Origin of the sequence: Palleronia sp. LCG004 (assembly GCF_032931615.1) — a bacterium.
Classification (GTDB): domain Bacteria; phylum Pseudomonadota; class Alphaproteobacteria; order Rhodobacterales; family Rhodobacteraceae; genus Palleronia.
The window spans coordinates 1,726,637-1,751,314 of sequence record NZ_CP136759.1 but is presented as its reverse complement, the minus strand read 5'-3'; the positions used below and the strand labels follow the sequence as shown (position 1 = coordinate 1,751,314).

The following is a 24,678-nucleotide window of genomic DNA, read 5'->3' as shown; positions in this document are numbered from 1 at the left end:
CCATTGGCCGGCGCATTTCGTGTCGTTATCTCTTTCTCACGTAATAGATCTGGACATCATCCGTTTCGGATTGACCGAGAAGTTCGTGTCCTGCTTCGGCACAGAAGTGTGGAACATCGACTGCAGCGGCGGGATCGTCTGCCAGAAGACGCAGAATGGTTCCTTGGCCAAGGCCAGAGAGGCGCTTTCGCAGCTTCAGGACGGGGAGGGGGCAGAGCAGGCCCCTGGCGTCGACATCGTCGTCGAAATCCATTTCAAACATCTCGAATGCTTCGCGCTGGAAACACCTTCACCCTACATCCCGTCGCAGGCGGTTCAGTACGAACACGCGGATAGCCGACGCGAGACCCGTACGCGGGTCACGCGCGGCATCGATCTCGGCTGCGAGATCGTTGATCGGACGGCCGTCTGCCGTCGCGATATCGCGGAAAGCCAGCCAGAACTCGTCCTCAAGCGAAACAGAGGTGCGATGCCCCCTGAGTGACAGGGAGTGCTTTCGCGGAGGGCCGCTCAATCCTCGTCCGAAAAGCGATGCGCATCGAGATGGGCGCGTGCTTTCTCCGAGCGCATGGCTTCGGCCATGCGCTCGGATTTGGTTCGACCGTGAATGATCGCGTTCTCGTCCGCACGCGTCTTTTCGCGTTCCCGATCACGCTCCTTGCGCGCGCGGTTCAGATTGATCGGTCGATCGTTCATTTCGGGCCGATCATGTCTTCGGGGCGCACGACGCGATCAAAGGTCTCGGCATCGACGAAACCGAGATTGATCGCCTCTTCGCGCAAGGTCGTGCGGTTCTTGTGGGCCGTCTTGGCGACCTTGGTCGCGTTGTCGTAGCCGATTTCGGGCGCAAGGGCGGTGACGAGCATCAGCGACTGGTGCATCAATGTGCCGATCCGATCCTCGTCGGCCTCGATCCCTGCAACGCAATTGTCGGTGAAAGCCACGCAAGCATCGCCCAGAAGCTGCAAGCTCTGAAGCACATTGTAGGCCATCATCGGCTTCATCACATTGAGTTCGAATTGTCCTTGCGAACCGGCAAAGCCAACGGCTGCATCGTTGCCCATGACATGGGCGCACACCTGCGTGATGGCCTCGACCTGGGTCGGGTTCACCTTTCCGGGCATGATTGAGCTGCCGGGTTCGTTTTCGGGCAGCATCAACTCGCCAAGGCCGCAACGCGGACCAGATCCGAGCAGGCGGATATCGCTTGCGATCTTATAGATCGAGGCCGCAAGTGTCTTCAGGACGCCCGAAAGCTCGACAAGTGTGTCATGCGCGGCAAGCGCTTCGAATTTATTGGGTGCCGTGACGAAGGGCAGTCCGGTGATCTCGGCCATATGGCCCGCGACATCCTCGCCCCAACCCTTGGGCGAGTTCAGGCCGGTTCCGACCGCAGTTCCGCCTTGTGCGAGTTGATAAAGGCGCGGCAGAACGCCCTTTACCCGTTCAATTCCAGTGGCAATCTGATGAGCATAGCCCGAGAATTCCTGACCGAGGGTCAGGGGGGTCGCATCCATCGTGTGCGTACGGCCGATCTTGATGATATCGGCCCAGTCTTTCGATTTGGCATCGAGTGCCGCGTGCAGCTTTTCGAGACCCGGAAGAAGGACGTCGCGGACGGTGGTCGCAGCTGCGATGTGCATCGCGGTCGGGAAGGTGTCGTTCGACGACTGACCCATATTGCAGTGGTCGTTCGGATGGACAGGATCCTTGGATCCGATCTGACCCCCGAGGATCTCGATCGCACGATTGGCAATGACCTCGTTGGCATTCATGTTCGATTGCGTGCCGGACCCGGTCTGCCAGACGACGAGTGGGAAGTGATCGTCCCACTTGCCTGCGACGACTTCGGAGGCGGCTTCGACGATGGCGTCAGCCAACCGATCGTCCAGCTTGCCCCCGGCCTTGTTCGCCACGGCGCAAGCCTGCTTGATGACGCCAAGCGCGCGGACGATTGCAATCGGCTGCCGTTCCCAACCGATGGGAAAATTCATGAGCGAGCGCTGTGTCTGCGCGCCCCAGTACTTGTCCGCGGGGACTTCGAGCGGTCCGAAGCTGTCGGTTTCGGTGCGGGTCTCGGTCATCTTGTCTTCCTCGGGCGATGGTTCGCTGCGAGGCATAGCGCGCATCGGGGTCTGCGGACAATCCCGTGCGAGACCGAAGGGCGCTACTTGCGGAAAGCGTCGAGGCTGACGACCTCACCTTCACCCTTCTTTCCGGCGGCAGAATCATCCTCATCGTCGATTTCGACCATGTCGGCGGCGCTGACGTCATCGGCGCGCTCGTTCTCCTGAGTTTCGAAGCGAAGGCCGAACTCTACCGACGGATCCACGAATGTACGGATTGCGTCGTAGGGGATGTAAAGCGGCTCGGGACGTTCACCGAAATTGAGCGTTACCGCAAAACCGTCTTCACCGACATCAAGGCCGTCGAACCAGTGCTGCATCACTACCGTCATCTCGCCGGGATAGCGATCGGACAACCAGTCGGCGATCTCGACATCGGGATGCATGGTATCGAACGTGATGAAGAAGTGATGCTCTCCGGGCAATCCGCGCTGTGCGACGTCTTCGAGTACGCGACGGATGAGGCCGCGCATCGCCGCGTGCATCAGGTTTCCGTAATCGATACTCGTCGTCATGGCGCACCCCTTTCATCTCATCCGACCATACGGGATTCGGTTCCGAATGAAAGGGCCGGAATTGCGTTCTAGTTCATTGCGTAGACAGAGCGGAATGGCCTAAGCGGCTTCGCATCCGTTCAGCATCCGGAAGGTGATGTCGTCCGGCAGCAATCCGAGTTGGACGAAATATGTGATCATGTCCATGTGGTTATACGCTTCGGCCATTCGATTCCCCTCGAAGCGAGCCATGAGCTGTCCGGTTATCCGCAGCTCCACACCTCGTCTCCCGCAGAAGCAATCGACCCGGATATAGGCGGAGATCCAGTCGTCCTGAGTTACAGTCCTTTCGATGGTGAACCTGATATCGGTCACCATCGAACGGATCGTCAGAACCAGGACGGCGAAATCCGCAGAGCCCACGGGCATGCCCGGAAACCACCCGTCGGCGCGGATGTCCTCCGTAAAGAAGCGGTCGAGCTCATCGATCCTGCCCTGCTCCCAGATCGTCGTATAGAAGTCCCGCAGGATACTCGAATGGCACATATCATCCCCATCGAATGCAACCGGGGATTGCTTAACGTGTCATGATTACCGAAACGTTTACGATTCAGAGGCGGTCGAATAACTGCGAGATGGAAGGGAAGATGCAGGCTTCTGTTGCCAGGTGCCTGCGAACCCCGCCTTACGCTGCTAGGCGCAAGGGCTTAGATTTCGGTCTTGTCACAGCTTAGGCTGCGACAGCGACCGGAGCACGATTGTCGTTGGCAATTGTACTTTTCCGGACCGATAACGGTGGTACCTCACCGAGACAAAGCAACCCCTTTAGACGTCCGTCGATCCTATTTCGGCCCCATGATCCCCAACGATGGGATGTTTGGTGGAGCCGCCGGGTACCGCCCCCGGGTCCGAACCGCTTATTACGAGCGCGTTTATGTCCATAGTGTCCGAAGACACAGCTCAAGATTTGGCGTGCTTCGCTGACAATTTCAAGCGGTTTGGGCGTTGCGGCTTCAAGTTTCTCGCCGGGGAGTCAGTGCAGCGAGGGATATGTTATCTGGGAAGAAGGCTGACCGGTGAGCTCGGTCGATGGAGAATGGGCAAGCAAGAATGCTCCCCAGACAGCACATTTCTGACGATGAAAGTCTGCCGATATTGCGCGAGAGCCGCTTTCTCTGGGTGTAAATCGAAGAAACTGGGACTTTTGTCGGTCGTTCAGGTGGATCATTCGGTCGGACATGTTAGGGTCCGTCATCGCAAAACGGCTGAGGGCGCAGTGCTTCACGATCCACATGCAGTGGATCTGTGTGCTTTTGGTCGTATCGTAGAAACAACCAAAGGAGGGGGAAACGCAACATGACCGACGAATCCGCCAACCTCGACATCCCCGCGCCGGATGGAGAGGTTAATGTCATCAATACCGACTACGATGTCGGACAAGACAACGTCCAAGGCGGGATTGGACCACTCAAGTTCGACGTTCACAATCCGGTTTTCGGTGTCTCGGCGCTGACGATCATCGGGTTCGTGCTGCTGACGCTGATCTTCCAGGATCAGGCAAGCGCTGCGTTCAATTGGCTTTTCAATTTTGTCACGACGACTTTCGATTGGTTCTTCCTGCTTGCGGGCAACATCTTCGTTCTCTTCTGCCTGATCCTGATCTTCACGCCTCTTGGGCGCGTGCGGCTCGGCGGAGCGGATGCCGTACCGGATTTCACGTATCTTTCCTGGTTCGCGATGCTGTTTGCGGCCGGCATGGGCATCGGGCTCATGTTCTTCGGCGTGCTGGAGCCGGTCTATCACATGCAGGTTTCCAACCCGCTCGGTCTTCAAGGTCCGTTCGGTGAGAATGGCGAACTGAACGAAGCACTGATCCGCGAAGCACGCGATCATGGACTTGCCGCAACAATCTATCACTGGGCGCTACACCCGTGGTCGATCTATGCAGTGGTGGCACTGGCGCTGGCGCTCTTCACCTACAACAAGCAGCTGCCGCTTTCGATCCGGTCGTGTTTCTATCCGCTTCTGGGCGACAGGGTCTGGGGTTGGCCGGGGCACGCGATCGACATCATCGCGGTGTTTGCGACGCTGTTCGGGCTTGCGACGTCGCTGGGACTCGGGGCGCAACAGGCAAGTGCGGGGCTCGAATACGTCTACGGTATTCCGCAGACGATCAACACGCAGGTGATCATCATTATGGGCGTGACGCTGATCGCACTGATCTCGGTCATCCGGGGCGTCGATGGCGGTGTGCGCGTCCTGTCGAACATCAACATGTTCTTCGCGTTCCTGCTCGTCCTGTTCGTCTTCGTCGCCGGACCCTCGCTCGTGATCCTGCGCGATTTCTGGGGTGGGCTCAGCACCTACGTGACGGACATCGTGCCGCTCTCCAACCCGTTCGGTCGGACCGACGACAGCTACCGCGAAGGCTGGACCTCGTTCTACTGGGCGTGGTGGATCAGTTGGTCACCCTTCGTCGGAATGTTCATTGCGCGTGTAAGCCGCGGACGGTCCGTGCGCGAGTTCATCACCTGCGTCATCCTGATCCCGAGTCTCGTTTCGGTCTTCTGGATGGCTGTATTCGGCGGTACCGCGATCGAACAGGTTGTCAGTCACCCCGACACCTCGGGCGTGAAGGATAACGTGATCGACGGCTACAACGATGCGATCGCGCTTTTCTCGATGCTGGGTGAGCTTCCGTTCACTTCGATCGCCTCGACGCTTGCCATTATTCTGGTGCTAGTCTTCTTCATCACGTCGTCGGATTCCGGATCGCTCGTCATTGACACGATCACCGCGGGCGGCAAGACCGAAGCACCGACGGCGCAGCGTATCTTCTGGTGCCTGACCGAAGGAATCGTCGCGATCGCGTTGCTTATCGGTGGTGGCCTGACGGCATTGCAGGCCATGGTGAATGCCACCGGCATCTTCTTCACCTTCGTGCTGCTGTTCCTTTGCTATGCGATCTACAAAGGCCTGAGATCTGAGCCGCGTTCGAGCTGACGCTTCGCGTCACACATTGAACAGGGGGCATCGGGAAACCGGTGCCCCCTTTTTCTTGGGTGGGCTCTGCAAGAACGGCGGGTTGATCGGTACACCGGCGGGCTAGCTTTGCCGGGACACAAAAGCGAGGATCGCGCCCATGCCGGACGACAGCCCCATCATCCTGTGGTTCCGCCGAGATCTGCGGCTGAGCGATCACCCTGCACTCGACAAGGCGGTGTCGACCGGTCGGCCTATAATCCCGGTCTGGATCCACGACGAAGTCGTCGAGACCCACGGTGCCGCACCGAAATGGCGGCTCGGCCTCGCGGTCGAGAGCTTCGCCAAGCGGTTGAAGGACGTCGGTTCACGCCTGATCTTGCGTCGGGGCACGGCCGAAAATGTCCTGCAGAGACTGGTCGAGGAAACGGGGGCAACGACGATCTGGTGGACCCGTGCCTATGACCCCCCCTCGATCCGCCGTGACGAGGCGGTCAAATCAGCGTTGACGGGACAGGGACACGAAGCGGGAAGCCTACCCGGGCACGTCCTTTTCGAGCCGTGGACGGTCGAGACCAAGCAGGGCGACTACTACAAGGTCTACACGCCCTATTGGCGTTCCGTGAAGGATCGCGAGGTCGCGTTGCCCCTCAGTGCACCCTCCCGTCTCGAGGCTCCGCGGAACTGGCCCGACAGCGATGATATCGATGCCTGGAAGATGGGCGCCGCGATGGATCGAGGCGAGGCGATCGTCCGGAATTTCGTGACGGTGGGCGAGGATGCGGCACAAACACGGCTCGGCACGTTCATGCGTGACGGCGTCGAGGGTTACGAGGATGCCCGCGACATTCCCGCTCGTCAGGGGACGTCGCTCTTGAGTGAGAATCTGACCTACGGTGAGATCTCCCCCCGCGCCTGTTGGCATGCAGGACTGCGCGCGAAGGAGGACGGCAAAGCGGGGGCAGAGACATGGCTTTCGGAACTCGCCTGGCGCGACTTCGCCTATCATCTCCTCTATCATACGCCGAGGCTGTTGACCGACAATTGGCGCGAGGATTGGAACGCGTTCCCGTGGAACGAGGATGAGCGTCTGGCAGAGGTCAAGGCGTGGAAGCAGGGCCGCACCGGCATCCGGTTCGTCGATGCTGCGATGCGCGAGATGTTCGTGACTGGCCGGATGCATAATCGCGCCCGGATGATCGTCGCAAGCTATCTGACCAAGCATCTCATGTGCCACTGGCGCATCGGCAAGGAATGGTTCGAGGATTGTCTGGTCGACTGGGACCCGGCGAACAACTCGATGGGCTGGCAATGGGCGGCGGGATCGGGTCCGGATGCCACCCCCTACTTCCGGATCTTCAATCCGATCACGCAGCTCGACAAGTTCGATGGAGATCGCGCCTATGCGGATCGTTGGATCGCCGAGGGTCACGACAATCCGCACGCGGATGCACTGAGCTACTTCAAGGCAATACCGCGAAACTGGCCCATGTCGCCGGATGATGACTACCCGGAGCCTATCGTCGGCCACAAGGAAGGGCGCGAACGGGCGCTCGAAACCTACAACAACCGTGATTTCTGAGCTTCACTTCCGCGTGTGCCATACCGGCGGTGCTGGACTATGACCCACGACGCTGAAACTACGATGACCGTGTCGGTCACCCGGCACGATTGACGGACGGAAGCAGGGAAAAGTGCAATGATATCACGCCGCCACTTTCTGGCAGTCGGAGCATCTGCGGGGCTCGTTGCCTGCGGTCGCGCCCCCGACCCCGTCAGTCGCAACGTGGTGCCGGAAATCGCTCCGCCTGCTCCGGTCCCGCCCGCTTACGGTGCGCTGTACGACGAGCCGTTTCCCGTCCCGGCAATTCCGCCCGGCGTGGTCGATCCGAAGCTCTTCCGTCAGCATGTGACCTCGCCTTACGCGCAGTATGGCCCCGGGACGGTCGTGGTCGATCCCGATGCCGCGTTCCTCTACCTCAACGAGGCCGATGGACGTGCGTTGCGCTACGGGGTCAGCGTGGGGGCCGAGGGGTTCGGCTGGGCGGGAAACGCCCGCATGCAGTTCAAGCGCAAATGGCCGCGCTGGACGCCGCCGGACGAGATGGTCGCGCGGCAGCCGCAATACGAGCCCTATTCCATTGCCAATGGAGGCATGGATGGCGGACCCGGCAACCCGCTGGGTGCCCGGGCGCTCTATCTCTTCCAGAATGGTATCGATACGCTTTATCGCATCCATGGAGCTTGCGAGCCGCAATACCTCGGTCGGGCGGTTTCATCCGGATGTGTCCGAATGCTCGATCAGGACGTGATCGATCTCTACGAGCGGGTGGAGAGCGGATCCGATGTCGTCGTCCTCAAATCCATGAAGCCCGACAGGTTGATGAGCCTCTACTGACGTCTTCCCTTCACGACTTGCGGCGCGATCTTCGATGGCTCACCGTGGCGGTATCGGCCGATACCGCCACGGTGAAGCACAGGGATGCACGCATCGACGACGATCGAGGGGCAGGGGAACCTGCCACGGTATTTCTCGCGGGCCTTCGCCATGGCCCGAACGCTCGATCACGGCAGGCTCGACTTCGTGCTGCCCGACGGGCGCAGGTTCCGAGTTGAAGGTGCCCGATCCGGACCCATAGCTGAGATCGAAATCCACAATTCCGCCCTCTTCGGGAGGCTCATCCGCGAGGGGGATCTGGGGTTCTGCGATGCCTATCTCGACGGGTGGTGGTCGACGCCCGACCTCCAAGCCTTCATGGACCTCATCGCGAACGGAAACGACGCAATCTATGACGGCTTTCCAGGCCGACGCATCGTGCGGGCCTATGAGCGAATGCGTTTTCGCCTGCAATCGAATTCGAAGGGTCAGGCCCGGCGAAACATCAGCCATCATTACGATCTGGGAAACGCATTCTACGGGCTCTGGCTCGACGAGACGATGACTTATTCCTCGGCCATGTTCGAAACCGGACGGGAGAGTCTCGAAGTCGCACAGACCCAGAAATACGCATCTATGGTCGATCAGATGGGGGTGGCACCGGGCGATCATGTGCTCGAGATCGGGTGCGGCTGGGGCGGGTTCGCCGAATACGCGGCACGGGAGCGGGGGTTGCGTGTCACCGGGCTTACGATCAGCCGAGAGCAGTACGACTACGCGATCGAACGCGTCGCCCGTGCCGGGCTGAGCGACAAGGTCGAGATCCGAATGCGCGACTATCGCGACGAGCAGGGGACTTTCGACGGTATCGCGTCTATCGAAATGTTCGAGGCGGTGGGTCAAAGATACTGGCCGGTCTATTTCAATGCGATACACGAGCGCTTGCGACCGGGTCGGTTTGCGACATTGCAGATCATCACCGTCGACGATCGGCGCTGGGACGTCTATCGGCGCGGACCGGATTTCATACAGAAATACATCTTTCCCGGTGGCATGTTGCCGAGCCCGACCGTGCTTCGTGGGGAGATCGGGCGCGCGGGGCTCGAGATCGCACGGTCGATCGAGTTCGGCCAAAGCTACAGCAAAACTCTCAGAAGGTGGTACGAGCGTTTCAACGAACGTTGGGAGGATGCCGCCGCGATGGGGTTCGACGAGCGGTTCCACAGGATGTGGAACTTCTATTTGACAGCGTGCGCCGCCAGCTTTCGAAGCGGGAATTGCGACGTGACGCAGATCACCGTGCAAAAGCCCGCCTGATGTACCCCACGTTATCAAAGCTGGTGGCCGCAGTAGCCTTCGCTGCACTATCCTGGACCGTCAGTCGGCTCGTCGTGCTCAATTTTCCCGAACATATGCGTCCGGGCGCGATGGCCGAGATCAATGCCGTGATCGGTGTGGTTCTGGGCTGGCGGATCTCCGGCCGGCCCGCAGGTGGCTTAATCGAAAGCATGGCGGTCGGTCTGAGCACGGGGATTGCAATCCTCTTCAGCGCCCTGTTCGTCTGGGCGGGCCATGAAATGCTGAGAAGGGCCATGCGGCTGAGGTACGAGGGCCCCGTCGAGGGAATAGAGGACATGATCTCTACCATGATCGACTTTGCGATGCTGACTTGGCCGGGGCCTGCGCTGCTCGTGCTCGGGGCGGGATCGATCGCGATCGGCCTTGTGGTCCAGTGCATTCAGCGATCGGAGCAACGATGAGCGGATTCTTTATCTATGGGCCTTTGCTCGACGACAATCTGCGTGAGCAGGTCGTGGGCGCGCCACTTGCCGGACAACCTGCTGTCCTGACCAATCATGCGCTACGTCTCGAGGCGAATGGAGATGCAATCCTGATAGCGCAGGCCGGTGCGACAGTCTCTGGTCTGATGCTCTATCCGAATGCCAAGCAGGCCGCGCGCCTCGCCTACTATGCGACGGGATGCGGTGGTTCGCCCGAAACTTGCGACGTGAGGATCGGGACGGAGCAGCGGGAGGCAACCCTCTTTCGTATTTCGGGCACAACAGGTGTTGGTCCGTGGGATTTTGGCGAATGGTCCACCAGATACGGAAAAGTAACGCGCCGCGCAGCGGACGAGGCCATGGCCTATCTGGGCGAGATCGACGGTACCACCCTGCGCGCGCGCATGCCGACCATTCTGATGCGCGCGGCCGCGCGACTGCGCGGCGAGACGCATGACGCACCCGTGACGTTGCGTTCGGCAACTCACCGTGACCGTGTCGAGGTCATCGCGGAAACGCGGCCCTATGTCGATTATTTCGCTGTCGAGGAGGTGATCGTAAGCCATCCGCGCTTCGACGGTGGGAAGAGCGAGCGCCTGAAGCGTGCGGGCTTCGTCATGGGCGATGCGGTAACAGTTCTGCCCTACGATCCCGTTCGCGAAACCGTAATGCTGATCGAGCAGTTCCGCGCAGCCCCGTTCCTGCGCGGGGATCCACGTCCCTGGGTTCTCGAACCCATCGCAGGTCGGATCGACCCCGGAGAAACACCGGAAGAGGCCGCGCGACGCGAGGCGATCGAGGAAGCCGGGCTCGAATTGCGCGCACTGCATCTCATCGGCGGCAATTACCCGAGCCCCGGGGCGGTGACCGAATACCTCTTCTGCCATATCGGAATTGCCGATCTGCCCGACGAGGCGGAGGGCCTCGGCGGTCTCGATGCAGAAGGGGAGGATATCCGGGCGCATGTCATCCCGTTCGACCGCCTCATGGAATTGGTGGAAACCGGGGAGATCGATACAGGGCCGACCATGCTGAGCGCGTTATGGCTAGAGCGTGAACGGGCGCGAGGCCGCTTCGCTTGATTGCAGCGCGCTCTGCGCATAATCACGGCAGCAAACGAACATCCTCCCGGAGTAGGCCCGAGCCATGACCATTCACAGCGATCTCGCCTCGGCGGTCGGTAACACGCCCCTCATCCGATTGAACGGCCCGTCGGAGGCCACGGGATGCGAGATTCTCGGCAAGGCGGAATTCATGAATCCCGGGCAGAGCGTCAAGGACCGTGCTGCGCTTTTCATCATTCGCGACGCGGTGAAGCGCGGCGTTCTAGAGCCCGGCGGCACGATCGTAGAGGGTACGGCCGGCAATACCGGGATTGGTCTCAGCCTCGTCGGCGCGTCGATGGGGTTCAAGTCCGTCATCGTCATTCCCGAAACGCAGAGTCAGGAAAAGAAGGACATGCTGCGTCTCGCCGGCGCAGATCTCGTGGAAGTGCCGGCCGTTCCCTACAAGAACGAAAACAATTACGTAAAGTATTCCGGCCGTCTAGCCGAACGGCTTGCGAAATCGGAACCGCATGGCGCGATCTGGGCAAACCAGTTCGACAATACTGCCAACCGGCAAGCCCATATCGAAGGCACCGCGCCCGAGATCTGGGAGCAGACGGGCGGCAAGGTCGATGGGTTCATCTGTGCGGCCGGCACAGGGGGGACGGTCGCTGGTGTCGCGGAATACCTGCAGCCCAAAGGGGTGAAGATCGGTCTGGCCGATCCCGAAGGCGCGGGCCTTCTGAAGATCTATACTGGCAAGGAGAATCCTGGTGACAGTATTTCCGAAGGGATCGGTCAGGGCCGCGTGACGGGGAACCTCGAAGGGTTCAAGCCCGATTTCGCGTGGCGCATTCCCGATGCCGAGGCACTTCCGGTCGTCTTCGACCTGTTGCAGCACGAAGGCCTCTGCATGGGCGGATCGACTGGCGTCAACGTTGCGGGGGCGATGCGGCTCGCACGTGAACTCGGGCCCGGCCATACGATCGTGACGATCCTTTGCGATTACGGGACGCGGTATCAGTCCAAACTGTTCAATCCCGAATTTCTTGAAGGCAAGGGGCTTCCGGTGCCCGATTGGCTTCGGCTTGGTTCCGCGCGCATGCTTCCGTCGGTTTTCGCCGAGACCTGATGGGACCCCTTTTCAGGGCGATCGCCGTCGTGCTTCTGCTGGCACTGCCGGCAGCGGCACAGACGCCCGAGCCCCCCGATTTCGATGCGTGGTCCAGCTTCGCCGAAGATGCTCAGGAGCGGCTGAATAACGAAGGCAACATCTCCGATCTGGAAGCGCTGCGGGTCGAACTGGCCGAACGGCGTTCCAAGTTTCTTGCCGCCCAGAACATCAACTCGGCGCGCATCTCGACTGTGCAAAGCCAGATCGACTCGCTGGGTGCGCCACCTGCCGAGGGAGAGGATCCCGAGGCACCGGAGGTCGCGCAACGACGCGCTACGCTGAACGAGCAGCTCTCCGAGCTGCGCGCGCCGGTCGTCGCGGCCGAAGAGGCCTATACGCTTTCGGATGCGCTCATCGCGCAGATCGACAGCACGATCCGCGAGCAATATGCCGAGCAGTTCCTCGCGCGGGAGGCCTCGCCGCTCAATCCCGCTCATTGGGGGCCCGGGATCGACTTTCTGGCGCAGTCCTGGTCGCAATTGGCCGACCCAGTGCGCTTGCGCTGGCAGGATCCACGTGCGCGTGGCCGGGCGATCGGTGCATTGCCGATCGCCATCCCACTGGCGACGATCGGACTCATGCTGGTCTTCCGCAGTCGCTGGTGGATCCGGATATTCGCCCGTTGGGTGGTCAGTCAGACCCCGCGTGGGCGGGGGGTCCTGTTTTTCCTCCTGTCGCTCGGGCAGATTGCTTTCCCGATGTTGGGTATGTTCCTGTTTGCCAGGGCCACGGATCTGACGAACCTGCTCAACGGACCGCCGCAGGACGTTTTGAACGCGAGCCCGCTGATCGTCGCGCCGATCTTCGTGGCGAAATGGCTCATCAATGTGCTGTTCAAGACCGAAGCTCTCGCTCCGACATTCTGGCAGGAGGATGGCCCGCTCCTCCGCGGGTTAAGGCGGGCCACGTCTCTCCTGGGATATACGCTCGCCGTTCTCTTCCTGATCGAAGCTTTTGCACACCTGACCGAGCGGTCGGATATCGCCGTTGATGTCGTACGCTACATCCCACGCCTGATCCTTGGAATCCTCCTGTTCCGGGCGGGGCGCGTCCTGATGGGGCTGGGCAATGCCGAGCTTCCCGGTCAGTCGAGAAATATTGGCGGATCGTTCACGCGGCTGATCGGCAGGCTGTCGATATTCGCCGGAATCGCGGGCATCGCCCTTGCCTCCATCGGCTACAGCAACGCGACACAATCGCTGCTCATCCCTGCTGCGATGACGCTTGCTTTGACGGCGTGCCTCGGCCTTTTGCAGAAGCTGGTTTCCGACCTCTACGCCCTTATCACCGGTACGCCCGAGGGGGAGAGCGAGGCGCTCGCGCCGCTTCTCATCGGCTTCGGCATCGTGATTTTGTCGCTGCCGCTCTATGCCCTCATCTGGGGGGCGCGGGTCGCCGACCTGACCGAGATCTGGTCTCGGTTCCGGGCGGGCTTCTCGGTTGGCGAGACACGGATCTCGCCGGCCGATTTCCTAACTTTCCTGCTGATCTTCGCGATTGGTTACGGCCTCACGCGCTTCATGCAGGGTACCTTGCGCAACACTGTCCTGCCGAAAACACGGCTTGACGTGGGGGGGCGGAACGCGATCGTCGCGGGCGTTGGTTATGTCGGGATTTTCCTAGCCGCGATCATCGCGATCACCAGCGCTGGTATCGACCTCTCGTCTTTGGCCATCGTTGCCGGTGCCCTGTCGGTCGGGATCGGCTTCGGCCTGCAGAACGTCGTGTCGAATTTCGTCTCCGGCATCATCCTCCTGATCGAACGTCCGATCTCGGAAGGCGACTGGATCCAGGTCGGCGATCAGATGGGGTATGTCCGCAACATCTCGGTCCGCTCGACGCGGATCGAGACGTTCGATCGGACGGATGTCATCGTTCCGAATGCCGATCTCGTCTCGGGAACGGTCACGAACTGGACACGAGGCAACAATACGGGTCGTGTCATTGTGCCCGTGGGCGTGGCCTACGGGACTGACACCGAATGGGTCACGGAGGTCCTGCGCGAAGTCGCCGAGGCGCATCCGATGGTCGTGCTCAATCCTCCACCTGCCGTACTTTTCAGGGCATTCGGTGCGGATTCTCTGGAATTCGAGATCCGCGCGATCCTGCGGGACGTGAATTTCGTTCTGAACGTCCAGAGCGACATGCTCCACGGCATCGCCAAGCGGTTCAAGGAAGAGGGGATCGAAATCCCCTTCGCGCAGCGCGATCTCTGGCTACGCAACCCCGAAGCCCTGCATCCGAAGGAGGCTGCTTCTTGACGACGGATCTGCATCTGGAACACCCGACCCTGCGGGAGGCCGAGGGCCGAGTAATCGAGACCGGCGACGGATGGGTTCGGGTCGAGCCGACGTTGTTCTATGCGACCGGAGGGGGGCAGCCGGGCGATACTGGCACGATCGCCTGGTCCGGATGCGAAGCGCGCGTGGAGGTTTGCGAGCGCGATGCGCGGGGCTCGATCCTGCGGCTCGCCGATGGCGAATGCCCGGAGGTCGGGATCGATGTTGTGCAGAGGATCGATTGGGATCGCCGGTGGTCGCACATGCGCGTGCATACCGCGCTGCACCTCCTCTCAGTGGTTATCCCTCTGCCGGTCACGGGTGGCGCAATCTCTGAAGGCAAGGGTCGTCTCGACTTCGACATGCCCGAGCCGCCGCAGGACAAGGAGGCGATCGCCGCGGCGCTTCGAACGCTGATCGATACGGATGAAAGTGTGACGATGGAATGGATCGACGAGGCAGAGCTTGACGCCAATCCCGGGCTGGTCAAAACGCTGAGGGTGCAACCGCCGCGTGGATCAGGGAAGATCCGTCTGGTCCGGATCGGGGCTGCCGACGGAACGATCGACCTGCAGCCCTGCGGTGGCACTCATGTCGGACATACAAGCGAGGTCGGTCCCATTCGAATTGGCAAGATCGAGAAAAAAGGCGGCCAGAACCGCCGGGTTTACGTCCATCTCGACGATTAGCGGTTGGTCGTGTCGAGCGAGAGGGATGGCTTGCTTCGATCACGTATCGTGACGCGCCAGATCGTGTTGCCGACATCGTCTGCCACGAGAAGCGCACCATCTTTCGCAATCGCAACCCCGACTGGGCGGCCCCGTGCCTTACCGTCGGCAGTCCTGAAATTCGACAGGATCTCGATCGGTCGACCGTTAGGCCGTCCGCTTTCAAAGGGAACGTAGACGACCGAATAGCCGCTGGCCGGTCGTCGGTTCCAGGATCCGTGCTGGCCAATGAATGCGCCTTTGGCGAATGCCGGCCCCAGGCGTGCGCCATCGGAGAAGGTAAGGCCGAGTGGAGCCACATGCGCACCGAGCGCGTAATCCGGCGTGAGGGACTGCGCAACCATGTCAGGTGCGGACCCGGTTACGCGCGGATCGAGACGATCGCCGTAATAGACGTATGGCCATCCGTAAAAACCGCCGGGACGAACCGAGGTAAGGTAGTCGGGTACCAGATCGTCCCCGAGTTCGTCACGTTCGTTGACTACGGTCCAAAGTTCCCCGGTTGTTGGTTCGAAATCGAGGCCAACGGGATTGCGAAGCCCGGACGCGTAGATCCTTGCGCTCTTCTCGGCAGGATCGACGATCCAGATCGCCGCGCGATTTCGCTCTGCATCCATGCCGGCCTCGCCATGATCACTGTTCGAACCAACGGAAACGAACAATTGTCCATCGGCACCAGCAATCAGCCCCTTCGTCCAGTGCATGTTAGGGGCGTTGGCCGGCAGTGCGACGATATGCTCGCCGGGCAGGTCGATCCGGGTTGTCCCGGTTTCGTAAGGAAAGCGGAGAAGCGCATCGGTAGTCGCGACATAAAAATCGGAACCGATAAGCGCCATGCCGAAGGGTGACGTGAGATCATCCAGAAACACGCTTCGTAGTTCGGCGACGCCGTCGCCATCGCCGTCCCGCAGCAGGGTTATTCGGTTAGCACTCGGAACCCCCGCACCGGCGATGCCCATGATCTTCTGCGCGACGATATCCCGTATGCCTTGCGGAGGCCGAGGCTGCTTGTTGCTTTCGGCGATGAGCACATCGCCGTTGGGCAGGACATGAACCCAGCGGGGGTGGTCGAGGCCCGTCGCAAAGGGCTGCACATTGAGGGTATCGGCCGCCAAAGGTCTGGTCCCCTCGGGCCAGCCAGTCGCCGGGGCGATGTTGACGCGGGGGATGGGCGATATGTGCGGAACCGGGAGGGCCGGATCAGGGCCTACTGTCTCGGGTGCAGGCGGCAGGGCCGGACCTCCTCCACAGGCGGTCAGGAGAAGTGCGCCTGCGACTGCCGTACTCAGCCTGTTCGACATGATCGTCCCCCCATTTGCTATGTCAGGCTAATGCAGATGGGGGTTGGCGGCGATGTGTCCTTCTGACCGACAATGACAAGAGGTTAGAGCGCTCGGAGCTTAGTCGATGCGGATTGTTCGATACGCATCGCCGATCCGTTTCCCGTCACGGCTGAAGGTCGCTGTTGCTTCGATGACCCCCTCTGGCCATCCGCCGCGCGGCCGACGCTGTCCAATTGCACGAAAGAACTGCGCATGATGTTCATCGAGTGACAGCGTGTGCGTCAGGATCGGCCCGTCCGGGCCTTCAATCTCGAAAGACAACTCGTCGCCAGAGCGTCCGCCAAAGGCGTAAATCCAGAACACTGCTGCATCGGCGTCGGTGGACAGGACATCGTGTGACACTGTTCCCGCCTTGATGTCGTCGTAACGCGGAATTGCGTCGGCGAAGCCTGCTTCGATGATCCCCCCCGGTCGATATGGGATCGGTTCGTTCCAAAGGGTTTCATCAACGCTTTGCCCGCATCTCGCGCCTTCCGGATTAAACGGATCGACGACTTCTCCGTCGCGCCGCAATGTCAGGTGGAGATGAGGAAAGGACGTCCGGCCACTTAGCCCGACTTGTCCAAGCACGTCGCCGGTCGTGACGCGGTCGTCGGGGGCCACTGTGATCGACATCTCGCGCAGGTGACAATACTGCGTCGACCAGCCATCGGCGTGGTCGATGATCACACCGTTCCCGCATTCCCGACCGGCAGTCGAGGCTCCACCGACATCAGCGGAACTGTCCGGTATGTCGGGTCGAACAGCTCGAACTGTTCCGGAGGCGGCGGCAACAACGTTTACGCCGTCGTTCATGATGGCGAGCGATGGGAGAGCGAAATCCGTCCCCTTGTGACCATCGTAGCTCAGGGGGCCGCAGGTAAAATCCGTGACTCCCGGACCGGGATCGGCATCGACATATTGCTGAATGAAGCACGCCGCCCCCAGATCGCAGTCGAGGGGCGGCGCGAATTTCGGTGGCTCAGCCCAAGCAGGGAACGAAAGAGCGTATGCGGCCAAGACGACCGGGCCGCATCGCATCTTTATTATTCCGCGGTCAGAAGTGGCGGCTTCTTGGAGCTCAGGCGCCGAGTTTCGGGTGGGTTGAACCGGAGGTCGATCTGGCCGTCCTTGACACCTACCTGCACGACGCCGCCCTTCGCGAGCTTGCCGAAAAGAAGTTCCTCGGCGAGCGGCTTCTTGATGTGCTCCTGGATTACGCGGCCCAGCGGACGCGCACCCATCTTCTCGTCGTAGCCGCGATCACCCAGCCATGCAGCCGCATCATCCGTCAATTCGATCGTTACATTGCGATCCATGAGTTGTGCTTCGAGTTGAAGAACGAACTTCTCCACCACGCGAAGAATGACCTCCTTCGGCAGCGCCCCGAAGCTGATGACCGCATCGAGCCGGTTGCGGAATTCGGGCGTAAAGGTCCGCTCGATCGCAGCCGTATCCTCGCCCTCACGACGGTCTCTACCGAAACCCATCGCGTTCTTTGACATCTCGGCGGCACCTGCATTCGAAGTCATGATAAGTATGACATTCCGGAAATCGACCGAGCGACCGTTGTGGTCGGTAAGCTTTCCGTGGTCCATCACTTGCAGCAGGATGTTGAATACGTCCGGATGCGCTTTCTCGATTTCGTCGAGCAGAAGCACGCAGTGCGGATGCTGATCCACGCCGTCCGTTAGCATGCCGCCCTGATCAAAACCCACGTATCCCGGCGGAGCCCCGATCAGCCGCGAAACCGCATGCTTCTCCATGTATTCCGACATGTCGAAGCGCAGAAGTTCGACACCCAGGGTCGAGGCCAATTGTTTGGCCACCTCCGTCTTGCCGACGCCGGTGGGGCCTGCGAACAGGTAGTTGCCGATGGGCTTCTCAGGCTCGCGGAGCCCTGCACGGCTCAACTTGATTGCAGAGCTCAGCGCGGTGATGGCGGCATCCTGTCCGAAGACGACCCGCTTCAACGTGCCCTCGAGATCTTTCAGGACAGCGGCATCATCCTTGCTGACGTTCTTCGGTGGGATGCGGGCGATCTTGGCGACGACGGCTTCGATCTCCTTCGTGCCGATCGTCTTGCGGCGCTTGGACGTCGCCACGAGATGTTGCGCGGCCCCGGCCTCGTCGATCACGTCAATCGCCTTATCCGGCAGCTTGCGATCGTTGATGTAACGCGCCGAAAGTTCGACCGCCGTCTTGATCGCGTCGTTCGTGTACTTGATCTCGTGATGCGTCTCGAAATATGGCTTGAGGCCAGTAAGGATCTTGACGCTGTCGTCGACGGAAGGTTCGTTTACATCGATTTTCTGGAATCGGCGGCTGAGCGCACGATCCTTCTCGAAGTGCTGCCGGAACTCCTTGTACGTCGTCGATCCCATGCAGCGAAGCTTGCCGCCCTGGAGCGCAGGCTTCAGCAGGTTCGAGGCATCCATCGCCCCGCCGGACGTAGCACCCGCACCGATCACGGTGTGGATCTCGTCGATGAAGAGAACTGCGTCGTCATGTTCCTCCATCTCGGTCATCACGGCTTTCAGACGCTCTTCGAAATCACCACGATACCGAGTCCCGGCCAGAAGAGCACCCATGTCGAGTGAATAGATTGTGGTCTTCGAAAGTACTTCGGGGGTCTGCCCCTCGACGATCTTCTTGGCCAAGCCTTCTGCGATTGCGGTCTTGCCTACACCCGGATCGCCCACAAGAAGCGGGTTGTTCTTGCGCCGCCGGCAGAGCACCTGGATGCAGCGTTCGACCTCATGCTCGCGACCGATAAGCGGATCGATGTCCCCCTTCGACGATTTCGCGTTCAGATCGACGCAATACTTGCCAAGGGCGGACTCCTTCGCGTCACCCTCCTCGACCTGCATGGAGGCTTCCTCCTCGCCTTCGGGCGATCCGGAAACCGGCCTTTGTTCGGACTGCGCGGTGTCCTTGGCCACGCCGTGAGCGATGAAATTGACTGCGTCGTAACGCGTCATGTCCTGCTCCTGCAGGAAATAGGCGGCGTTCGACTCACGCTCGGCGAAGATCGCGACAAGAACGTTCGCGCCGGTGACCTCGGTTCGTCCTGAGGATTGGACGTGAATGGCGGCACGCTGGATGACCCGCTGGAATGCCGCTGTCGGCACGGCTTCCGAGCCCTCGATCTCGGTCACGAGGGTCGAAAGATCGTCGTCGATGAAATCGGCAAGCGTTTGGCGAAGCTCCTCCAGATCGACCTTGCATGCCGACATCACCTTCGCCGCGTCGGGCTCATCGGTGAGCGCAAGGAGGAGGTGTTCCAACGTTGCGAGCTCGTGACGACGGGTGTTTGCCAGAGCCAGTGCAGAATGGATCGCTTGCTCGAGCGTATTGGAGAATGATGGCACGAGGGGGTGCTCCTTTTTCGTCGGGCGGGCGCTGATCGGGCCAGCATCACCACCGTGGCCTCATAACTCGAAGGTCGGCAGTTCCCGGCACACCTTCAAGGATTTTCTTCGTCGTCGGCATCACAATTTATTCGTGACCCACCGCACGGCGGTGCATGTCGAAGAATGTGGCGGATCAGAAATCGTCGCGTCGCGACCGTATCTCTGCAAAGACCTCCACATCGTCGCTTCTCTGCATAGATATGGCCTCCTTGACGCTTTCCAAGTCGGCTCTGAGGAACGGATTTGTCGCAATTTCCTCTCTCAATGTAGAAGGCACGGTGGCTTCTCCGCGCGCTCGACGCTCGGCGATGTCCTCGGCTCGCTTCCGAAGCGCGAGATTGTCCGGCTCGATCGTGAGCGCAAAATTGGCGTTCTTTTCGGTATATTCGTGGCCGGAATAGATAAGGGTGTCTTCGGGCAGCGCACGCAGGCGGCAGAGGCTTTTCCACATCTGGGCCATGCTGCCCTCAAACACACGACCGCATCCGAATGCCATCAGCGTATCGGCCGTGAAAGCGGCGCCGGAATCGGGAATGTAGAATGCAATATGGCCTACCGTATGCCCCGGCACGTCGAGCACGCGGACCTCGTTACCGGCGAAATCGAACTGCTCTCCGTCCGCCACATCGCGATCGAGGTTCGGAAGGCGATCACGGTCCGATCGGGCACCCGTCACCCGGAGATCGGGAAACCGTTCCCGTACCTTGTCCAAGCCATCGACATGATCGGAATGATGGTGTGTGAGCCATACCTCATCCAAGGACCAGCTGTTCCGGTCGAGAGCTTCCAGAATTGGCTCAGCTTCCGGCACATCGACGAGCGCCGTGCGGGTGCCGTCGCCGATCAGAAAGGCATAATTGTCACTGAGACATGGAATCGTCGTGATCGTCAGGGCCATTGCGCTGTGCTCCACTTGGGTGTCGCTTATCTTTCGAAGGGTAACGCGCAAAGAAGGCCCGGCAATGCATCTCGATGTGCGCGATCTGCGTGGATTCTATTACCGTACGGCGCTCGGGCGCGCCGCTCAGAAGGCTGTCCGGGATCAGGTTCGGATCATATGGCCTTCGGCCCGGACGGAAACAGTGCTCGGTTTCGGTTTCGCCGTGCCGATGCTACGGCCTTATCTGGAAGAGGCGCGGCGTGTCATCGCGCTCATGCCGGCCCAGCAGGGTGTGATGCCCTGGCCCGCGGGGCGACCGAACGTCGCGGTTCTGAGTGAGGAGACGCTCTGGCCGGTTCAGACGGGCTCTGTCGATAAACTCATACTGCTTCACGGGCTGGAAACCTCCGAGAACGCCGTCGCAGTGCTTTCGGAATGCTATCGGGTTCTTGGGCCAGGGGGGCGTGCCCTCTTCATCGTGCCGAACCGTGCCGGCCTTTGGTCGAGCAACGAGAACACTCCATTCGGTTTCGGCCGTCCGTACTCCCTTGGCCAACTGGAAACCCAGCTTCAGGAATCCGACTTCGTCCCTCGATCCCACGCAGTCGCCCTCTTTCAACCACCTAGCGAGCAGCGACTCTGGATGAGAATGGGTGGATTGCTCGAGCGGACGGGCACGAGCATCACGGGCCGTTTCGCGGGAGGCGTACTGATGGTCGAGGCGAGCAAGCAGATCCCCGCAAGAGCAGGGGGACTTGGCGTCCGCACGAGACGCCCCTCGCGAATTCTCGACGGACTCGGGCAGCCGGTCCCAAAGCCGACATCTTGAAGGGTTGGAGCACGTTTCACCCATAGGCTGAACGTAGTTTTCGTGTTCGCCGAGAGGGGGGCCGCAAGCGTCGACGGAGCCTGCAGGATGCTGGCAAAGGCGGTTGCGGGGGGCATGTGCCTCTGCTAGAGCAAGCCTGATTTTGAAACGTGCCGACCGCGCAGTCGGTACTTGGAACCAACCACGCCCCGCCCGGCCCGCCGGACGGGGTTTGCCGAACATCGAAAGGGTGGACGTGTCCGAACCGGCTTCGATCTCATCAGGCATCGCAGCACGCTATGCGACCGCGATCTTCGAGCTTGCGCGAGAGGAGAATGCCCTGCCGGCGATCCGGCGGGATACCGACACTCTGGCTGCCGCCCTGGATGGCAGCGAGGATTTTCGGGACCTCATACATTCGCCGATCTACACCAGAAGCGAGCAGCAGGCGGCGATCGGTGCGGTTGCCGAGCGTATGGAGCTGCATTCCATCACGGTGAACACCCTTCGGCTCATGGGCTCGAAGCGGAGGCTTTTCGTTTTGCGCGGTCTCATCACGGAACTCCGTGAGCTCATCGCGCGTGAGAATGGCGAGGTCACTGCGGACGTGACCGCGGCGGCGGAGCTGTCGGATGAACAGCGTGCCAAGCTGGCAGAGACGCTCAAGGCTTCGGTCGGTCGCGACGTGAATATCAATCTCAGTGTCGATGAGAGCCTGATCGGTGGTCTCGTCGTCAAGGTCGGCTCGAAGATGATCGACACGTCGATCCGTTCGAAGCTGGCCGCACTCCAGCACAACATGAAAGAGGTCGGATAATGGGCATCCAAGCTTCCGAGATTTCTGCGATCCTGAAGGAGCAGATCAAGAACTTCGGTCAGGAAGCGGAGGTCGCCGAGATCGGTCGCGTCCTCAGCGTTGGCGATGGTATCGCACGTGTTTACGGCCTCGATAACGTGCAGGCCGGCGAAATGGTCGAGTTTCCGGGCGGCATCCAGGGCATGGCGCTGAACCTCGAAAGCGACAATGTCGGCGTGGTGATCTTCGGATCCGACCGCGACATCAAGGAAGGTGACACGGTCAAGCGGACCAACTCGATCGTCGACGTTCCGGCCGGGGATGCGCTTCTCGGACGCGTGGTAGACGGCCTCGGAAATCCGATCGACGGAAAAGGCCCGATCGAAGCGACCGAGCGGCGTGTGGCCGATGTAAAGGCACCCGGCATCATCCCGCGCAAATCCGTGCACGAGCCGATGCCGACCGGCTTGAAGTCGATCGATGCGATGATTCCGATTGGCCGTGGCCAGCGTGAGCTCATCATCGGCGACCGCCAGACCGGCAAGACCGCTGTGGCGCTTGATGCGATCCTCAATCAGAAGACCTACAATGACGCCGCCGGCGACGACGAGAGCAAGAAGCTCTACTGCGTCTATGTTGCCATCGGTCAGAAACGGTCGACCGTTGCTCAGCTCGTGAAGAAGCTCGAGGAGACGGGTGCAATCGAATACTCCATCGTCGTGGCGGCGACGGCTTCGGATCCTGCGCCGATGCAGTTCCTCGCCCCCTACGCTGCGACGGCCATGGCGGAATACTACCGCGACAACGGCCGTCACGCCCTGATCGTCTACGACGATCTTTCGAAGCAGGCCGTGGCCTATCGTCAGATGTCGCTTCTGCTGCGTCGTCCACCCGGGCGCGAGGCCTATCCGGGTGACGTCTTCTACCTTCATTCCCGTCTGCTTGAGCGGTCGTCCAAGCTCAACGACGATTACGGTTCGGGATCGCTTACCGCGCTGCCGATTATCGAAACGCAAGGCGGCGACGTGTCGGCGTTCATTCCGACGAACGTGATCTCGATCACCGACGGTCAGATCTTCCTCGAGACGGATCTGTTCTACCAGGGTATCCGTCCGGCCGTGAACACTGGCCTTTCGGTGAGCCGTGTCGGATCTTCGGCGCAGACCAATGCGATGAAATCCGTAGCGGGACCGGTCAAGCTTGAGCTTGCTCAGTATCGTGAGATGGCGGCATTCGCCCAGTTCGGCTCGGATCTCGATGCGGCGACGCAGCGCCAGCTGAACCGCGGCAAGCGTCTGACCGAACTGATGAAGCAGCCGCAATACTCCCCGCTGACCAATGCCGAAATCGTCTGCGTGATCTTCGCAGGCACGAAGGGATACCTCGACGATGTCCCGGTCGGGAAGGTCGGTGCATTCGAGCAGGGACTTCTCCAGCATCTGCGGGGCAAGCATTCGGATTTGCTCGACTGGATCACGAACGACGACCCCAAGATAAAGGGCGATGCCGAAAATAGGTTGAAGTCCGCGTTGGACGAATACGCCGCCGACTTTGCCTGAACGCCCGAAGGGAGAGCGATATGCCTAGCCTGAAGGATCTGAAGACCCGGATCTCGTCGGTTAAGTCGACGCGCAAGATCACCAAGGCCATGCAGATGGTCGCAGCCGCAAAGCTGCGCCGCGCGCAGGAAGCGGCCGAGAATGCGCGTCCCTACGCCGAGCGGTTCGATGCAGTCATGGGGCAGCTCGCTGCGTCTGTCGGCGACAGCGAGACCGCGCCGCTGCTGCTGAAGGGGACCGGCAAGGACGATGTGCATCTGCTCGTCGTGATGACCTCGGAAAAGGGTCTCTGCGGCGGGTTCAACACGAACATCGTCAAGAAAGCCGTTCAGCGGATCCGCAAGTCGCGCGAAGAGGGCAAGACGATCAAGATCCTCACCGTCGGAAAGAAAGGTCGCGACGTACTGCGCCGGACCTATTCCGACGTCATGATCGACCATATCGACCATTCGGACGTCAAACGTGTCGGCTACGGTGATGCGCAGGACATCGCGCGGAACGTTCTCGAGCGTTTCGACAAAGGCGAATTTGACCGCGCCTTCATCTACTACGGTGAGTTCGAGAACGTCGTGACCCAGCATCCGCGTGAACAGCAGATCGTTCCCGCGAGTTTCGGCGAACAAGAGGAAGACGCTGTCTCTGACAACACGCTCTACGATTACGAGCCCGACGAAGAGGCAATCCTCGCAGATCTCCTTCCCAGGGGTGTCGCGACGCAAATCTTCGCTGCGCTGCTTGAGAACGCGGCCTCCGAACAGGGGGCTCGGATGAGCGCGATGGACAATGCGACGCGCAACGCCGAGGAAATGGTCGAGGATCTGAACCGCGAGTACAACCGCACGCGTCAGGCCGTGATCACGAACGAGCTGATCGAAATCATTTCGGGCGCCGAAGCGCTCTAAGACGAACCGGA

Annotated in this window: 23 protein-coding genes and 1 other RNA gene; 13 read left to right on the top strand and 11 right to left on the bottom strand. The window is 60.6% G+C overall.

The annotated features are described in order from the left end of the window. Positions 1–25: 25 nt before the first annotated feature. The 7 genes from RVY76_RS08470 to ssrA all read right to left on the bottom strand — a co-directional run bounded on the left by RVY76_RS08470 (position 26) and on the right by ssrA (position 3,617). Complete coding sequence (locus tag RVY76_RS08470) at positions 26–253, bottom strand: sulfurtransferase TusA family protein (protein ID WP_317373443.1); 228 nt, start codon at positions 251–253, stop codon at positions 26–28. 36 nt (positions 254–289) lie between these two features. Then, entirely contained in the window at positions 290–514 is a 225-nt protein-coding gene (locus RVY76_RS08465; protein WP_317373442.1) for a ribbon-helix-helix domain-containing protein, read from the bottom strand. Then, positions 511–696, bottom strand: a complete 186-nt coding sequence (locus RVY76_RS08460; protein WP_317373441.1) for a DUF4169 family protein — start codon at positions 694–696, stop codon at positions 511–513. The genes RVY76_RS08465 and RVY76_RS08460 overlap by 4 nt, the downstream gene beginning before the upstream one ends. Further along, positions 693–2,084: a class II fumarate hydratase gene (gene fumC, locus RVY76_RS08455; RefSeq protein WP_317373440.1), complete on the bottom strand. Its 1,392-nt coding sequence runs from the start codon at positions 2,082–2,084 to the stop codon at positions 693–695. The genes RVY76_RS08460 and fumC overlap by 4 nt, the downstream gene beginning before the upstream one ends. 83 nt (positions 2,085–2,167) lie before the next feature. Next, positions 2,168–2,641 (bottom strand): SspB family protein, encoded by a 474-nt coding sequence (locus RVY76_RS08450; protein WP_317373439.1) that lies wholly within the window; start codon positions 2,639–2,641, stop codon positions 2,168–2,170. Positions 2,642–2,740: 99 nt separating this feature from the next. Continuing rightward, positions 2,741–3,166, bottom strand: coding sequence for an ester cyclase (locus RVY76_RS08445; protein WP_317373438.1), 426 nt, complete (start codon positions 3,164–3,166; stop codon positions 2,741–2,743). Positions 3,167–3,266: 100 nt separating this feature from the next. Then, positions 3,267–3,617, bottom strand: a transfer-messenger RNA (tmRNA) gene (gene ssrA, locus RVY76_RS08440). 359 nt (positions 3,618–3,976) lie between these two features. Between ssrA and RVY76_RS08435 the strand changes: the two genes are divergently transcribed. The 9 genes from RVY76_RS08435 (at position 3,977) to RVY76_RS08395 (ending at position 14,948) form a co-directional block, all read left to right on the top strand. Beyond that, entirely contained in the window at positions 3,977–5,623 is a 1,647-nt protein-coding gene (locus RVY76_RS08435) for a BCCT family transporter (RefSeq protein WP_317373437.1), read from the top strand. Between the two features lie 139 nt (positions 5,624–5,762). Beyond that, the gene (locus tag RVY76_RS08430; protein ID WP_317373436.1) at positions 5,763–7,184 is read left to right on the top strand and encodes a deoxyribodipyrimidine photo-lyase; all 1,422 of its coding nucleotides are present in this window, start codon (positions 5,763–5,765) and stop codon (positions 7,182–7,184) included. A 117-nt stretch (positions 7,185–7,301) separates the two neighbouring features. Continuing rightward, positions 7,302–8,000: a L,D-transpeptidase gene (locus RVY76_RS08425; RefSeq protein WP_317373435.1), complete on the top strand. Its 699-nt coding sequence runs from the start codon at positions 7,302–7,304 to the stop codon at positions 7,998–8,000. Positions 8,001–8,084: 84 nt separating this feature from the next. After that, a complete protein-coding gene (locus RVY76_RS08420) occupies positions 8,085–9,296 on the top strand; it encodes a cyclopropane-fatty-acyl-phospholipid synthase family protein (protein WP_317373434.1) in 1,212 nt (403 codons plus the stop codon). Further along, complete coding sequence (locus RVY76_RS08415) at positions 9,296–9,739, top strand: TrgA family protein (RefSeq protein WP_317373433.1); 444 nt, start codon at positions 9,296–9,298, stop codon at positions 9,737–9,739. The genes RVY76_RS08420 and RVY76_RS08415 overlap by 1 nt, the downstream gene beginning before the upstream one ends. After that, positions 9,736–10,842 carry an NUDIX domain-containing protein gene (locus RVY76_RS08410; protein ID WP_317373432.1) on the top strand — a complete coding sequence of 369 codons (1,107 nt, stop codon included), beginning with the start codon at positions 9,736–9,738 and terminating at the stop codon, positions 10,840–10,842. The genes RVY76_RS08415 and RVY76_RS08410 overlap by 4 nt, the downstream gene beginning before the upstream one ends. Before the next feature lie 64 nt (positions 10,843–10,906). After that, the gene (locus tag RVY76_RS08405; RefSeq protein ID WP_317373431.1) at positions 10,907–11,938 is read left to right on the top strand and encodes a cysteine synthase A; all 1,032 of its coding nucleotides are present in this window, start codon (positions 10,907–10,909) and stop codon (positions 11,936–11,938) included. Continuing rightward, positions 11,938–14,241, top strand: coding sequence for a DUF3772 domain-containing protein (locus RVY76_RS08400; protein WP_317373430.1), 2,304 nt, complete (start codon positions 11,938–11,940; stop codon positions 14,239–14,241). Before RVY76_RS08405 ends, RVY76_RS08400 begins: the two co-directional genes overlap by 1 nt. Then, positions 14,238–14,948 carry an alanyl-tRNA editing protein gene (locus RVY76_RS08395; protein WP_317373429.1) on the top strand — a complete coding sequence of 237 codons (711 nt, stop codon included), beginning with the start codon at positions 14,238–14,240 and terminating at the stop codon, positions 14,946–14,948. Before RVY76_RS08400 ends, RVY76_RS08395 begins: the two co-directional genes overlap by 4 nt. On the opposite strand, the gene RVY76_RS08390 is transcribed toward RVY76_RS08395, so the two are convergent. The 4 genes from RVY76_RS08390 to gloB form a co-directional block, all read right to left on the bottom strand. Continuing rightward, positions 14,945–16,102 carry a sorbosone dehydrogenase family protein gene (locus RVY76_RS08390; RefSeq protein WP_317373428.1) on the bottom strand — a complete coding sequence of 386 codons (1,158 nt, stop codon included), beginning with the start codon at positions 16,100–16,102 and terminating at the stop codon, positions 14,945–14,947. The two genes, RVY76_RS08395 and RVY76_RS08390, sit on opposite strands and share 4 nt — an antisense overlap. A 285-nt stretch (positions 16,103–16,387) precedes the next feature. Further along, a complete protein-coding gene (locus tag RVY76_RS08385; protein ID WP_317373427.1) occupies positions 16,388–17,329 on the bottom strand; it encodes a M23 family metallopeptidase in 942 nt (313 codons plus the stop codon). A 26-nt stretch (positions 17,330–17,355) separates the two neighbouring features. Then, entirely contained in the window at positions 17,356–19,680 is a 2,325-nt protein-coding gene (gene clpA / locus RVY76_RS08380) for an ATP-dependent Clp protease ATP-binding subunit ClpA (protein ID WP_317373426.1), read from the bottom strand. 175 nt (positions 19,681–19,855) lie between these two features. Next, positions 19,856–20,620, bottom strand: a complete 765-nt coding sequence (gene gloB, locus RVY76_RS08375) for a hydroxyacylglutathione hydrolase (protein ID WP_317373425.1) — start codon at positions 20,618–20,620, stop codon at positions 19,856–19,858. Positions 20,621–20,684: 64 nt separating this feature from the next. Here gloB and RVY76_RS08370 point away from each other — a divergent pair, with 64 nt between their 5' ends. The 4 genes from RVY76_RS08370 (at position 20,685) to RVY76_RS08355 (ending at position 24,667) form a co-directional block, all read left to right on the top strand. After that, complete coding sequence (locus RVY76_RS08370) at positions 20,685–21,431, top strand: class I SAM-dependent methyltransferase (protein WP_317373424.1); 747 nt, start codon at positions 20,685–20,687, stop codon at positions 21,429–21,431. Positions 21,432–21,666: 235 nt separating this feature from the next. Next, entirely contained in the window at positions 21,667–22,227 is a 561-nt protein-coding gene (locus RVY76_RS08365; protein WP_317373423.1) for a F0F1 ATP synthase subunit delta, read from the top strand. Further along, entirely contained in the window at positions 22,227–23,765 is a 1,539-nt protein-coding gene (gene atpA / locus RVY76_RS08360; RefSeq protein WP_317373422.1) for a F0F1 ATP synthase subunit alpha, read from the top strand. Before RVY76_RS08365 ends, atpA begins: the two co-directional genes overlap by 1 nt. Positions 23,766–23,785: 20 nt before the next feature. Next, positions 23,786–24,667: a F0F1 ATP synthase subunit gamma gene (locus RVY76_RS08355; protein ID WP_317373421.1), complete on the top strand. Its 882-nt coding sequence runs from the start codon at positions 23,786–23,788 to the stop codon at positions 24,665–24,667. Positions 24,668–24,678: the final 11 nt, after the last annotated feature.

What these genes read in the sequence shown, in the direction of transcription:
- RVY76_RS08410 (WP_317373432.1), top strand. Translation starts at nt 9,736, where the DNA reads ATGAGCGGATTCTTTATCTATGGGCCTTTGCTCGACGACAATCTGCGT.
- RVY76_RS08405 (WP_317373431.1), top strand. Translation starts at nt 10,907, where the DNA reads ATGACCATTCACAGCGATCTCGCCTCGGCGGTCGGTAACACGCCCCTC.
- RVY76_RS08460 (WP_317373441.1), bottom strand. Translation starts at nt 696, where the DNA reads ATGAACGATCGACCGATCAATCTGAACCGCGCGCGCAAGGAGCGTGAT.
- RVY76_RS08355 (WP_317373421.1), top strand. Translation starts at nt 23,786, where the DNA reads ATGCCTAGCCTGAAGGATCTGAAGACCCGGATCTCGTCGGTTAAGTCG.
- RVY76_RS08415 (WP_317373433.1), top strand. Translation starts at nt 9,296, where the DNA reads ATGTACCCCACGTTATCAAAGCTGGTGGCCGCAGTAGCCTTCGCTGCA.
- RVY76_RS08370 (WP_317373424.1), top strand. Translation starts at nt 20,685, where the DNA reads ATGCATCTCGATGTGCGCGATCTGCGTGGATTCTATTACCGTACGGCG.
- RVY76_RS08420 (WP_317373434.1), top strand. Translation starts at nt 8,085, where the DNA reads ATGCACGCATCGACGACGATCGAGGGGCAGGGGAACCTGCCACGGTAT.
- RVY76_RS08445 (WP_317373438.1), bottom strand. Translation starts at nt 3,166, where the DNA reads ATGTGCCATTCGAGTATCCTGCGGGACTTCTATACGACGATCTGGGAG.
- fumC (WP_317373440.1), bottom strand. Translation starts at nt 2,084, where the DNA reads ATGACCGAGACCCGCACCGAAACCGACAGCTTCGGACCGCTCGAAGTC.
- gloB (WP_317373425.1), bottom strand. Translation starts at nt 20,620, where the DNA reads ATGGCCCTGACGATCACGACGATTCCATGTCTCAGTGACAATTATGCC.
- RVY76_RS08400 (WP_317373430.1), top strand. Translation starts at nt 11,938, where the DNA reads ATGGGACCCCTTTTCAGGGCGATCGCCGTCGTGCTTCTGCTGGCACTG.
- RVY76_RS08450 (WP_317373439.1), bottom strand. Translation starts at nt 2,641, where the DNA reads ATGACGACGAGTATCGATTACGGAAACCTGATGCACGCGGCGATGCGC.
- RVY76_RS08470 (WP_317373443.1), bottom strand. Translation starts at nt 253, where the DNA reads ATGGATTTCGACGACGATGTCGACGCCAGGGGCCTGCTCTGCCCCCTC.
- RVY76_RS08435 (WP_317373437.1), top strand. Translation starts at nt 3,977, where the DNA reads ATGACCGACGAATCCGCCAACCTCGACATCCCCGCGCCGGATGGAGAG.
- RVY76_RS08425 (WP_317373435.1), top strand. Translation starts at nt 7,302, where the DNA reads ATGATATCACGCCGCCACTTTCTGGCAGTCGGAGCATCTGCGGGGCTC.
- RVY76_RS08430 (WP_317373436.1), top strand. Translation starts at nt 5,763, where the DNA reads ATGCCGGACGACAGCCCCATCATCCTGTGGTTCCGCCGAGATCTGCGG.
- atpA (WP_317373422.1), top strand. Translation starts at nt 22,227, where the DNA reads ATGGGCATCCAAGCTTCCGAGATTTCTGCGATCCTGAAGGAGCAGATC.